The sequence below is a fragment of the Nocardia sp. NPDC088792 genome, assembly GCF_044750615.1.
GTDB lineage: Bacteria > Actinomycetota > Actinomycetes > Mycobacteriales > Mycobacteriaceae > Nocardia.
Genome location: NZ_JBIVKC010000001.1, coordinates 1,093,092 through 1,104,652 on the forward strand (window position 1 = coordinate 1,093,092; position 11,561 = coordinate 1,104,652).

An 11,561-nucleotide genomic window follows, 5' to 3' on the forward strand; every position below is an offset into this window, starting at 1 on the left:
GAGACGTGAACATGAAGGCAATCGTTCTGCACGAGCCCGGTGGACCCGAAGCGCTTCGGCTGCAAGAGATTCCGGTTCCGGAGGCCGATGCGGGCCAGGTACTCGTCCGCACCGAGGCGATCGGTGTGAGCTTTCACGAGACGCTCATGCGAGCGGGCGTGTTCCCCATGCCCAGCGGGCCGCCGGCCACGTTCGGGTTCGAGGCGGTGGGCGTGGTGACCGCCGTCGGGGACGAGGTCGATGCCGGCCTGATCGGGCAGCGAGTGTTCGTAATGTACGGCGGCGGTGGGCAATTCGGCAGCGGGACCTACGCGGAGTACTGCACCGCTCCGGTCGCGACGCTCACGCCCATCCCCGAAGATCTCCCGGGACCGGATGCGCTGACTCTCGGCGTGCAGGGCGCGGTCGCGCTGGCCTTGTTCCACACCGCCGGGCTGACCGGGGCCGAGAATGTGCTGATCGAGGTCGCGGGCAGTGGTATCGGCGCGTACCTGACCCAGTTGGTCCGGGATCGCGGCGCCCACCGGATCGTGGCCACGGCAGGCACTTCCGCCAAACGGGATCGCGCGAAGGCGCTGGGCGCGGATGTCGTGGTCGACCACACCGATCCGGCGTGGCCGGAGCAGGTGCGTGCGGCACTCGGTGCGGAGCGGCTGGATCTGGTCTTCGAATCCCTCGGCGGCCCCGGCACCGAGCTCCTGGACACGTTGACGCCGGGCACCGGCCGCATCCTGCTCTACGGCCTGCTGAACGGGGCGCCGGATTACACGCCCCTGGATCTACTGATCCGCGGATTGACAGTGGTCGGCTGCGGCGGGCTCACCGGTTGGGCGGACCGCGTGGCCGCCGCCCGCACCGAGGCCTTCGCCCTGGCGTCGGCGGGCCTGCTCACACCGCTGATCGAGGAGGTCCTTCCACTGGCCGCTGCCGCCGAGGCGCACCGCCGCCTCGAAAATCGCACCGCCACAGGCAAACTCGTTCTCGTGCCGTGACGGGCACCAAGTGCCGGTGTCGCTCAGGCGGATTCGCGGAGATCGAGAATGCGCGCCAGCGCGTGTTCGAGGGCGTAATCGGTATCGGCCGCCTGCCCCTTCACATCAGCGTTCAGAGCGGCGACGACCTGGAGCGCCTCCCCGATAGTGGCCGGAGTCCACCCACGGACCTGCCCCTGGGCCTTCTTCACCTTCCAGGGCGGCATCCCGAGATCACCGGCGAGCTTGAACGGATCCCCACGCCCCGCGGAGCCGACCCGAGCAATGGTGTGCACGGAATCCGCCAAGGCGTCAGCAAGCAGGACGGCGGGCACACCACGATCGGTGGCCCAGCGCAGCGCCTCCATGGCGGCGGGCCGATCCCCGGACACGGCAAGATCGGCCACGTCGAACCCGGTGACCTCGGCCCGCCCCGAGTAGTACTGCCGCACCGCGGCCACATCCACCTTGCCACCGGTATCGGCCGCCAATTGTGAACTGGCCGCGGCCAATTCCCGCAGATCGGAGCCGACCGCCTCGATGAGGGCCTGCACCACATCCGGCGACACCCGCACATTGGCGGCCCGGAACTCATTGCGCACGAACTCGACCCGCTCCCCCGCCTTGGCGAGCTTCGCGCAGTTGTGCACCACCGCCCCGAGCTTCTGCAGGGCAGGCGCAAGCGCCTTCGCCCGTCCACCGCCGGAGTGCAGGATCACCAGCACCACCCCTTCGGGCGGTGAAGCCGCGGCATCCTGAATCACCGAAACCGCATCCTTCCCGGCCTCGGCCGCCGATTCGAGCACGATCACCCGATCCTCGGCAAACAACGAAGGACTCAACAGTTCAGCCAGCTCAGCCGTGCTGGCGTCCCCCGCCCGCATCCGATCCACCGGCATCGAATCCGGCTCATTGGTAGCAGCTCGAGCCTGCGCGGCAATCTCCCCCACCGCCCTCTCGACAAGCAATTCCTCATCACCGAGCACAAGATGCAGGGGCGCGGGTCGTTGGCTCACGCCCCGATCCTACGAGTCCCCTCCGACAACCCCGTCACCCCGTGTCACTCGGCTTGCGGACCGGGGCCTCGCGTCACACCGCCTGGCCTGACTGATCGATCAGTCAGGCGTCCGATGCCTCGGTGCCGGGTGGGCGGGGTCGGGGACGTAGGGCGAGCAGGACGAGGGCACAGAGGACTGCGGCGATGAGGCCCGAGCGGGTTCCGGTGGGGAGGCTTATCGAGGCACCCAAGGCGCCGGCGCGGTCGGAGACGGTGAGCAGCCACCACATCGGGGGTGTGGTGCAGTGCAGCACGAGGGTGGCCGCGGGGGACCAGAGGCAGGCGAGGATCGCTACGGCTGCGCCCAGGATGGTGATGGGGGCGATCACCGGCTCTACGAGCATGTTCACCAGGATGGCGACCAGGCTCAGGTGACCGCTCATGGCGATCATCAGTGGGGTGGTGACCACGAACGCCGCAGCGGCCACGGCGAAGGCCTCTGCCGGAATTCGCCACCAGCCGTGCATGATCAGCCACTCCGACCAGTCGGGGGCGATCACGATCAGACCGGCGGTGGCGAGCACCGACAGCGCGAAACCCGCGTCCACGGCGAGATTCGGTGACCAGGCCAGCAATCCGATGACAGCAGTGCACAGCGCGGGTAGTGCCTGCTTTCGCCGGCCAGTGCACATGCCGAGTAGTGCCACCGCGCCCATCACCGCCGCTCGCAGCACACTCGGTGAAGGGCGCGCGAGGATCACGAACATCACCAGCGCGAGGGCTGCCGCGGCTGCGCCGAACCGCGGATCGACGGTGAGGGCCCGCATCGAAACCAGCACCACCCCGAGCAGAATCGTGACGTTCGCACCACTCACGGCGGTGAGGTGGGTCAGGTCCGATTCCTCGAAGTTCTTCTGCACATGCTCGGTCAGATGGGACGTGTCACCGATGACCAGCCCGGGCAACAACCCCGCCGCATCCGCGGGCAATGTCCGCTGCGCGGCATCCGCGAAGTCTCTCCGCACCCGCCCCGCCACCCGCTGCCACCACGGCGCCGCGCCGATCGCGATCGGCGCACCCTCGGCCCGGAGCACCGCCACGGTCAGATCCGTCCGCCACGGCGGGCCCACCTTCCCCCGAAACTCCACCCGCTGCCCCGGCAGTACCGCCCGCCACGCGGCAGCCGGTGCCAGCACCACCACCGCTCCCCCGGCCCGCACAGTCCTCCCACCCAGCTGATACTCCACCAACTGCGCCCGCATCATGACCTTCGGCCCACCGAACGGCTTGCCCGCCACCGCCTTCGGATCATCCGTCCCCACAACCACCGCCACCAGCCGCTGCCCACTCCGCACCTCCCGCAGCGGATGCACCTCCACCCGATGCTCATGCCAGGCCCCCGCCCCCGCAAACCCCGCCCCGATCACCAACGCCCCCACCAAAACCCACCCCACCCGCTGCCGACCGCCATTCTCCTTACACTCGTCGCGACGCTGTCCATCTCGGTCGCCGCTCCCTCTGGCTTCCCCACCAGATCGCGCCGACCGAAACATGAGCACCGACAACCCGATTCCTATTGCGGCACATCCGACCGCGAGGCCCACTCCTGCCCGCCATCCCCACAACAGCGCCACGAGCGTTGCGCCCCAGCAACACACCGTCGCCGGCACCAATCGCGCATCCAGAACCTCTCCGGCTTCGGCGGCCTCAATATCGGCCTCAGCGTCGTCCGCTGTTTCGCGTTCGTCCTCATCCGAGTTCATCTCACGACCTCCGGGCCGGGCCGCCCGGCACCGCCGGTCACAGGGTCACCGCCGGGCGGAGGCGGGCGAGGCGGGAGTGGCCTATGCCTTCGATTTCGGAGAGTTGGTCTATGGAGGTGAAGCGGCCGTGGCGGGTGCGCCAGGCGAGGATGGCGCGGGCGGTGGAGGGGCCCACGCCGGGGAGGGAGTCGAGTTCGGCTTCGGTGGCGGTGTTGAGGTTGACCTTGGCGGGCGGGGTGGCCGGGCGGGCGGAGGTCGTGGGGACGGCTGGATCGGCAGCGGTGGGGCGGGCCGCGTTGACTACCGTGCTGCCTTGTTGCTGGGGATTGGGACGCGTTGTGGTGGTGCGGGCGATCACGATCTGGTCGCCGTCGCAGAGTTGCTGGGCGAGATTCAAGCCGGACAGGTCGGCATCGGGGCGTGGGGCGGCGGCGCGCAGGGCGTCGGCTACGCGAGCGCCCGGAGCGAAGCGGCGGAGGCCGCCGTGTTCGACGTAGCCGACCACACTGACCACCACAACCGCGGATCCGGGCTGGGCAGCGCCACCGGGTGAGCCGGTGCCACCGACGGGAGCACCGGCGCCGGGCGCTGTGGTGGTACCGGGCGTGGCGGTGCCGGGCAGGTTGGTGCCCACGGGGTTTCGGCTCGGCAGGGGCGCGTTGGGCGCGTCGACCGGTTGAGGGTTGTGGGTCCCTGCGGCGTCCCGGGCCGCCGGTGGAGCGCCTTTCAGCGCGTCAGGGTTCGAGTCCGCTGCGCCGTCGGCCGGCGGCGGGTCGGCGGGGATGGTTTCGCCGGCGACGGCGATGGGCGGGACCGGTTGGGACACAGGCTCTTCACGCAGGGATACGTAGCCGGCCAGCAGTACCGCGACTACGCCGATCGCGGCGATGATCAACGCGCCGCGTGGGCCGGGATCCCAGCGGGTGCCGCGGAAACGCTCGGGCACCAGGCGGTCGTGCCAGAGTGAGACGCTGCCGCAGGGCTCGGAGAGCCATGGGGGCGTGGACGATTCAGCCGGGTCGTGGGCGTCATGGGATGCCGCTTCGATGGATTCTTCGTCCCAGCGCGCCGAGTGGGCGCGTTCGGAGTCAGCGGGTGGTTCGGGACCGGTGAGGGCATCGAGCCGGCGGCGGACCTGGGTGCTTTCGTCGATTCGTGGCATGGGGCCACGGTATGGCGGATACCTGATTCGGACTTCGGCGCGACCTGGGGTTTCAGCGCGCCTGTGGATACCGGAATCGGTTGTGGACAACCGGATTCCGGTACGACATCAGCAGGTCAGCCGCATCCGCCGGGAACCACCAGGGCGCCGACGGCGCCCATGCCGAGATGTACTCCGAGCGTCGGCCCGAACTCGGCGACGATCAGCTCACGGATCCCCGGAATGAGATCACGCAGTTGTCCGGCGATGGTCTCCGCCGCCTCCGCCGCACCGAGATGCTGGACCGCGACCGCCGCCCCGTCCTCACCGGCCGCATCCACCGCCGCCGCAACGAGTTTCATGAACGCCTTGGATCGCGTGCGGGCCTTCTCACGCAGTTCCAGCCGCCCGTCCACGATCTGCAGGATCGGCTTGGTGACCAGTTCGGTACCGAAAAACGCAGCGGCCGTGCTCAATCGCCCGCCGCGCCGCAGTTGCTCGGTGCGGTTCACCACGATGAACGCGCGCCCGCGCCCGGCGGCGGCCACGGCGGCGTCATAGACGATGTCCAGCGATCCGCCCTGTTGTGCTCGGCGCGCGGCCGCCAGCACCGGCAGTCCGGTGCCCAGTCCCGCACTCAGCGAGTCGACCAACCGCACCCGGTCGCCCGCATCCATATCGCGGACGGCCTGCCGCCCCGCCTCCCAGGTCCCGGAGAGCTGCCGCGAGATGTGCACGGCCACCACCCCGTCCCCATTGCTGAGTTCGAGCGCCTTCTCGTAGACGTCGCGCAGGTCACCGGGCGATGCGGCGGAGGTGGTGACGGTCGAGGAGCCGTAGTCGATGGCGTAGTCGTCCAGGCCTTCCCGGATTTCGCGGTCGTCCACCAGGACGTGCAGGGGTACGGAGAGGACACCGAGTTCGCCGGTGAGGTCGGCGGGCAGGCTCGCCGATGAGTCGGTGACAACCACCACGGTCATCGGTCAGCGGCCCTCTCCGCGTGGCCAGGCCTTCATGCAGTGGGTACCTCGCGCGCGGTCGCCTCGGACAGCACCTTCACCATGGCGCGGGCGACGGCGGTGTGCCCTTCCCAGCCCCAGTGGATGCCGTCGGGATTGGCGGGACCGTTGAAGACGTTGTCGCGCACCGCTTCCCCGAGATCCACCAGCGGCACGTCATGCTCGGCAGCCCATTTCTGCACGGCCGCCACCATGGGTTCGCGCCCGTTGTGCACGCTCGCGTACGCCTCGCACTTGTGCACGGACGGCAGCACTCCCACCACCGGCAGCTCGGGCCGCAACTGCGCCAGCGAGTTCCGCGACTGCTCCAGATAATCGACACTGACATGCGGCGGCAGGGCCACCGGCCATCCCAGCGGCGAAAGCCGCGGCTGCAGCCAGCCGTACGCGTCCCGCACCCGGCGTCGCAGCATCGGCGGCCGCACATACCGGATCAGTTCGCGCAGCGCGGTAGGCAGCGGCGAAGGCAGCGAATCCATGCCGCCGGTCGCGAAAACCACTGCGCCCGCGCGCGGTACGGCCGCCCACACCCGCGGGTCCCCGATCAGCGCCCAGTAGGCGTCCCGGCAGGTCCACCCGATCCGGGCGACCAGTTCCACATCCCAGTCCAGCTCGGCCGCAACCAGATTCGGCCAGATCCGCGGATGATCCGCGGACAGTCCGCCTTTGGGCCCGAAGTAGGACAGCGAATCCGCGATCACCAGCAGCGTCTTGCGTTCCCCAGCGGCAGCCGGCCCGGAATCGGACTCCGCCGCTTCGGATTCCGGCGCCCCCGCTCCACCGAGGAGCGCGTCCGGCAGCTGCCGGACCGCTTCCGCTTCGGAAGCCTGCCGTTCTCCGGAGGGACCGTCAGAGGACATCGGGGGCGACCTTCGCGAGCGCGTTCCACACGTCGAGGCGCCAGCCGGGCTGGTCGGGGCCCGGACCGTGGCTGGTGAGCTGCACCCAGCTGGTATTGGCGAGTCCGCCCAGGACCGGCCAGTTCGAGGGCGGCAGTTCGAGCAGTGCCGCGGTCAGCGCCGCGATGAGCCCACCGTGCGCGACCAGCATGACGGTACGGCCGGGCCAGTCGGCCCGCTCGGCGAAGAGTTCCTGCACCACGGGTAGCGCGCGGGCGCCGACCTGGAGCTTGTTCTCGCCGCCGGGCGGGCTGAAGGTGGCGTCGAGCCGCCAGGCCTTGCGGGCGCCGGGGTAGAGCGCGTCGACTTCGGTGTGGTTCATGCCTTCCCACTCGCCCAGGTCGGTTTCCCGGAGGCGGGGGTCGGTGAGTACCGGTAGTGCGGCGTGTTCGGCGACGGCCAGCGCGGTGTCGTGTGCGCGCTTGAGGTCGGAGGCCACGATGGTCAGGAGCTCACCGGACGCCATTTCGCGGGCGCAGTCCTTGGCCTGCCGCTTGCCCACTTCGCTGAGTTCGGTGTCGATCTGGCCCTGCATGCGATCGGTGGCGTTCCATTCGGTTTGACCGTGCCGCAGCAGAATCAACCGCCGGACGCCGGCGTGCTTACTCACTCGTCGTCCCCGGCCTCGTCGTCTCCGGCCGTCGCGGCCACATTGGTGCGCGGATCACCGATGCCGTCGATCGGCACCTGCGGACAGTCCTTCCACAGTCGTTCCAGACCGTAGAAGTCACGCTCATCGTTGTGCTGGATGTGGATGACGATCTCGACGTAGTCGAGCAGCGCCCAGCGGCCCTCGCGGGTGCCCTCGCGACGTACCGGCTTGTGCCCGACCTCGCGCAGCTTCTCCTCGATATTGTCAACGATGGCGTTGACCTGCCGCTCGTTCGGCGCGGACGCGATGACGAAGCAGTCGGTGATCACCAACTGCTCGGAGACGTCGAGGACGACCACATCGGAAGCCAGCTTCTCGTCGGCCGCCAGTGCGGCGACCGTTGCCATCTTCAGTGCTTCGGCGGATGCGCTCACCCTGCTTCTACCTTCCCGTTGCCTCCCGGCACATACAGGTGCCGTTTAGATATGTATTGCACGACCCCGTCGGGGACGAGGTACCACACCGGCCGTCCCTCGCCTGCGCGTCGCCGGCAGTCGCTGGACGAGATGGCCAGGGCCGGAATCTCGATCATGGTGACAGTGTCGGCGGGGTAGTCGCGGAGATGGTCGGCCAGGTGGTCGATATTCAATTCGTACCCCGGACGGCTCACTCCGACGAACTTCGCCAGTTCGAACAGTTCCGACCAATCGTGCCAGGTGAGGATGCTGGCCAGCGCATCGGCTCCGGTGATGAAGTACAGATCGGCGTCGGGATGGAGTTCGGCCAGGTCACGGAGGGTGTCTACGGTGTAGGTCTCCTTGCCGCGGTCGACGTCGGCCCGGCTGACCGAGAACCGCGGATTCGACGCGGTCGCGATGACGGTCATCAGATATCGGTCCTCGGCGGGACTGATATGCCGGTCGGATTTCTGCCACGGCTCACCGGTCGGCACGAAAATGACCTCGTCCAGGTCGAATCGGTTGGCGACCTCGCTGGCCGCCACCAGGTGTCCGTGGTGGATGGGGTCGAAGGTGCCGCCCATCACGCCTAGCTTGCGGCGCCCGTTCGTTTGCACGAAAAGCGAGCTTACCGGGGGCTATTGCCGGGCCCGAGCAGCGGCCGAGGGGCCGCAGTTTTTCTCGGGTTCGGATCAGCGTGACCGCAACCCGCGACTTTCCCCGGGACTCGAGTTGCCATGTGTGTGCTGCCCCCACTTCTGGAGTCCATAGCACCTGATCACTCGAGGGAACACGTCATGTCACGGAATTCGTATCGGTTTGCTGCGGCCATCGCCGCGGTCGGCGTGTCGGTGCTGGCGGCGCCGGCCGCGCATGCGGCGCCTACGGCTCTGGACGGGTTGTTCGCGCTCACGCCGGGGGTGTGCGCGAACGGAGTGGTGACCGGGAGTTTCTTCCGGATGATCCTGCCCACCGGGGATGCGAGCGGTCCGTATCTGCAGAACAGCGATTCGCGCTGCAGTGATCAGACGGTGACGCCCTTGTCGGCGGGCACGGACGGCGGGCTGGTGTCCGGGAGTTATCAGCCGCAGCCGGCGACCGCGTTCGACGGCGCGGGGAACGCGCAGTCGGGCCGGGTCACCACGCCGGTGCGGTTCTACGGCGTCGATTTCGCGACGGCCACCAATCCGACCGATCCGCAGACCGGCGCCGCAACCGCGTTGCCGCGCTTGTTCAGTGACGGCGGCAGGCTGTCCGGCGATCTGAGCAGTCTCGGGGTCACCTGGAACAACCAAGTGTTCAACCAGGGTTCGCCGAAGCCGGGCGGCGGGCTGCCGGGCAAGACCGGCCCGATCAGCGGAAGCATCGATCAGGCGGGCAATTACGTCATCGAGTGGACCAGTCAGATCGTCGGCGGGCCGTTCAACAACTTCACGGGACTGTGGCATCTGGCCGGGCACTATCAGGGCACGGTGCCGCAGGCCGCGCCCGCGGCCGCGCCGATCGCCGCCCCGCCGGCCGCATCCGCCCGCGAATCCATTGCGCCCCAGGCTCCGAGCTCGGACGCGCCCGGCGCAGCCCAGGCCCCGGCCGCTGCCCCGCCGGCTGCCGGTGCGCCACAGAATCCGGTCGCACCGCAGGCTCCGGCCTCCGCCCCGGCCGGTGCACCGAATCCGGGTGGCGTTGCCCCACAGACCGTTCAGGCCGCTCCGGCGCTGGCGACCAAGACGGTGGATATCCCGCGCGGTCAGCCTAATTCGTGGCTGGTGCCGGTCTTGCTGATCGTCGCCGTGGCCGGTACCGCTGTCTTCTTCACCGCCGGACGCCTGGTCCGGATCCGGCGATGACGACCGTGCCCGCGTTCTCGGAACTGCCCGCCTACTCCGAATTCGTCTCGCACGTCGAGCGGGCGCCGGCGCGGGTGGCGGCGCGGTGGCCGTTCGCCGTGCTGGCCGTGATCGGGGCGCTGCTGGTGATCGCGCCGCTGGCGTCGGGCATGTTCCCGCGGGCGGTCAAGGGCGAGGCCATGATCGACGCCTTTCATCCGTATATGACGCAGCAGAGCATCGACGGCTACCGCGGCGATCTGCAGGTGCTGGACAAGGCCAGGACGAATGTTCTTGCCTTGCAGGCGGCATCGCAGCAGCCCGGTGACTTTCCGAGGGTGGAAACCTTCGTCCGGGACTATCCCGGAATCCACGCGGATATGTCGTCCATGCTGAATACGATCGACGCCAATCGCGGCAACTACGGAAAGCTCTCCGGCACCGCGCCTTTCGGTTCACTGCCGTGGCTGCTGGCCTTGCCGGGCGTGGTGCTGATCGCCGCAGGAGTATTCGGCTTCCGTGCCGCCGCGGCGGGCAAGCGTGGCGTCTTCTGGCGCTCGCTGGCCGCACTGGCGGGGCTGGGCCTGATCGTGGTTCCGATCGCCGGCGGCCTGTTTCCGGCCGCGCCCGCCGCGCAGCCGCTCATCGACGGCTTCCGGCCGATCCTCACCACGTCCGAAGTGCACAAGCTACAAGGCTATTTCGTCACTCTGGTGGCCGCCGACGGCGAGTTGAACAGCCGGTACGTCGCCACGGTGCAGGCCGCTCATCCGACTGCGGACCTGACCGGCATCACCGCGCTGGAGGCGAGCTGGCAGCCGATGACCTCGCGTTTCGCCGCGCTGGTCGGTGCGATGAACGACAATGTCGGCAACTTCGATGCCGTGGTCGCACTGAACGATTCGACCCGCCCGCTCGGCTTCACCGCCTTCCGCGGCCTCGCCTGGGGCTACCTCGTGCCCGGCGTACTGATCCTGGCGCTGGCCCTCGCGGGTCCCCGGCTGTCCCGAACCGGCTCCGGCCGCACAGGTTCCACCGCAGGAGCCCCGGAATGACCCGACGATCTCATCTTGCCCTGCGTGGGATCGCGATGGCGGCAGTCCTCGCGACCGCCGCGGTGTTCGCCACCGGTTGCGGCAGCAGCTCCTCGGAGAAGGCGTCGACCGGCCCCGAACAGCTGGTGGGCCTGCTCCGCTTCACCCCCGGCACGGTCGACGGAAACACGGTGCACGGCACCTGGTTCCGCATGGTGCAGCCGGGCGGTACCCCGGACAACGGCCCTTACATGCCCAACGGCGACTCCCCCGCCCAAGGCGGTTCCACCACCCTCCTCTCCCCCGGCACCGCGGGCGGCCTCCGCGTCGGCGGCTACCAGAGCGAGCCCAAACCGGGCTTCGACCACGGCAATTCGCTCTCGGATTCGATCACCGAGCCGACCAAGTTCTTCGCCGTCGAGTTCGGTATCTCCACCAACCCGGTCGACCCGCAGACCCAGCGCGACGTACCGCCTCCGACCGTGACGAACAACGACGGCAAGCTCACCGCCGACCTGTCCTCCTGGGCAGCCTCCTGGAACGACCAGGAATTCAACCAGGGCGCCCCCAAGCCCCCCGAAAAACAGGGCCCCCAGGTAGCAGGCTCCGAGCAGGTCCAGAAGATCTGGGACTGGGTAGGCCACCAATGGTTCGACCGCCCCAAATCCGATGCCGCCCAGGGCCCTTCCGCCACCGGCACCTACGACCCGAAGACCAAGGCCTTCACCTTGGAGTGGACCAGCCTGATAGTCGGCGGCCCCTTCAACAGCTTCACCGGCGTCTGGCACCTGGAAGGCATTTACGAACCCTCCGCCGCCGCCCCGGCCAACAGCGCACCAACCACGGCACCACAGAAATAGC

Annotated in this window: 12 protein-coding genes; 4 read left to right on the forward strand and 8 right to left on the reverse strand. The window is 69.0% G+C overall.

Annotated elements, in window-relative coordinates; translation table 11 throughout:
- The first annotated feature begins 11 nt into the window (after positions 1 to 11).
- Positions 12 to 992 carry a zinc-binding alcohol dehydrogenase family protein gene (locus ACIP5Y_RS05355; RefSeq protein WP_400347772.1) on the forward strand — a complete coding sequence of 327 codons (981 nt, stop codon included), beginning with the start codon at positions 12 to 14 and terminating at the stop codon, positions 990 to 992.
- Between the two features lie 23 nt (positions 993 to 1,015).
- Here the strand turns inward: ACIP5Y_RS05355 and holA are convergent, their stop codons facing one another.
- The 8 genes from holA to nadD all read right to left on the reverse strand — a co-directional run bounded on the left by holA (position 1,016) and on the right by nadD (position 8,457).
- Positions 1,016 to 1,987, reverse strand: a complete 972-nt coding sequence (holA, locus tag ACIP5Y_RS05360; protein WP_400347774.1) for a DNA polymerase III subunit delta — start codon at positions 1,985 to 1,987, stop codon at positions 1,016 to 1,018.
- Positions 1,988 to 2,090: 103 nt separating this feature from the next.
- Positions 2,091 to 3,407, reverse strand: coding sequence for a ComEC/Rec2 family competence protein (locus tag ACIP5Y_RS05365; RefSeq protein ID WP_400347775.1), 1,317 nt, complete (start codon positions 3,405 to 3,407; stop codon positions 2,091 to 2,093).
- A 361-nt stretch (positions 3,408 to 3,768) separates the two neighbouring features.
- Positions 3,769 to 4,893: a ComEA family DNA-binding protein gene (locus ACIP5Y_RS05370; RefSeq protein WP_400347777.1), complete on the reverse strand. Its 1,125-nt coding sequence runs from the start codon at positions 4,891 to 4,893 to the stop codon at positions 3,769 to 3,771.
- 116 nt (positions 4,894 to 5,009) lie between these two features.
- Positions 5,010 to 5,852: a DegV family protein gene (locus ACIP5Y_RS05375; RefSeq protein ID WP_400347778.1), complete on the reverse strand. Its 843-nt coding sequence runs from the start codon at positions 5,850 to 5,852 to the stop codon at positions 5,010 to 5,012.
- A 32-nt stretch (positions 5,853 to 5,884) separates the two neighbouring features.
- Positions 5,885 to 6,751: a diglucosylglycerate octanoyltransferase gene (octT, locus tag ACIP5Y_RS05380; RefSeq protein ID WP_400347779.1), complete on the reverse strand. Its 867-nt coding sequence runs from the start codon at positions 6,749 to 6,751 to the stop codon at positions 5,885 to 5,887.
- A complete protein-coding gene (locus ACIP5Y_RS05385) occupies positions 6,741 to 7,400 on the reverse strand; it encodes a histidine phosphatase family protein (protein WP_400347781.1) in 660 nt (219 codons plus the stop codon). Before ACIP5Y_RS05385 ends, octT begins: the two co-directional genes overlap by 11 nt.
- Positions 7,397 to 7,816: a ribosome silencing factor gene (rsfS, locus tag ACIP5Y_RS05390; RefSeq protein ID WP_400347783.1), complete on the reverse strand. Its 420-nt coding sequence runs from the start codon at positions 7,814 to 7,816 to the stop codon at positions 7,397 to 7,399. The genes ACIP5Y_RS05385 and rsfS overlap by 4 nt, the downstream gene beginning before the upstream one ends.
- Complete coding sequence (gene nadD, locus ACIP5Y_RS05395) at positions 7,813 to 8,457, reverse strand: nicotinate-nucleotide adenylyltransferase (protein WP_400347785.1); 645 nt, start codon at positions 8,455 to 8,457, stop codon at positions 7,813 to 7,815. Before nadD ends, rsfS begins: the two co-directional genes overlap by 4 nt.
- Before the next feature lie 180 nt (positions 8,458 to 8,637).
- Between nadD and ACIP5Y_RS05400 the strand changes: the two genes are divergently transcribed.
- The 3 genes from ACIP5Y_RS05400 to ACIP5Y_RS05410 are packed head-to-tail and all read left to right on the forward strand — an operon-like array spanning position 8,638 to position 11,560.
- Positions 8,638 to 9,687: a hypothetical protein gene (locus ACIP5Y_RS05400; RefSeq protein ID WP_400347787.1), complete on the forward strand. Its 1,050-nt coding sequence runs from the start codon at positions 8,638 to 8,640 to the stop codon at positions 9,685 to 9,687.
- Entirely contained in the window at positions 9,684 to 10,721 is a 1,038-nt protein-coding gene (locus tag ACIP5Y_RS05405; RefSeq protein WP_400347789.1) for a hypothetical protein, read from the forward strand. Before ACIP5Y_RS05400 ends, ACIP5Y_RS05405 begins: the two co-directional genes overlap by 4 nt.
- Positions 10,718 to 11,560 carry a hypothetical protein gene (locus ACIP5Y_RS05410; protein ID WP_400347790.1) on the forward strand — a complete coding sequence of 281 codons (843 nt, stop codon included), beginning with the start codon at positions 10,718 to 10,720 and terminating at the stop codon, positions 11,558 to 11,560. The genes ACIP5Y_RS05405 and ACIP5Y_RS05410 overlap by 4 nt, the downstream gene beginning before the upstream one ends.
- Position 11,561 lies beyond the last annotated feature (1 nt).

What these genes read in the sequence shown, in the direction of transcription:
- ACIP5Y_RS05355 (WP_400347772.1), top strand. Translation starts at nt 12, where the DNA reads ATGAAGGCAATCGTTCTGCACGAGCCCGGTGGACCCGAAGCGCTTCGG.
- ACIP5Y_RS05370 (WP_400347777.1), bottom strand. Translation starts at nt 4,893, where the DNA reads ATGCCACGAATCGACGAAAGCACCCAGGTCCGCCGCCGGCTCGATGCC.
- ACIP5Y_RS05375 (WP_400347778.1), bottom strand. Translation starts at nt 5,852, where the DNA reads ATGACCGTGGTGGTTGTCACCGACTCATCGGCGAGCCTGCCCGCCGAC.
- octT (WP_400347779.1), bottom strand. Translation starts at nt 6,751, where the DNA reads ATGTCCTCTGACGGTCCCTCCGGAGAACGGCAGGCTTCCGAAGCGGAA.
- ACIP5Y_RS05400 (WP_400347787.1), top strand. Translation starts at nt 8,638, where the DNA reads ATGTCACGGAATTCGTATCGGTTTGCTGCGGCCATCGCCGCGGTCGGC.
- ACIP5Y_RS05405 (WP_400347789.1), top strand. Translation starts at nt 9,684, where the DNA reads ATGACGACCGTGCCCGCGTTCTCGGAACTGCCCGCCTACTCCGAATTC.
- ACIP5Y_RS05410 (WP_400347790.1), top strand. Translation starts at nt 10,718, where the DNA reads ATGACCCGACGATCTCATCTTGCCCTGCGTGGGATCGCGATGGCGGCA.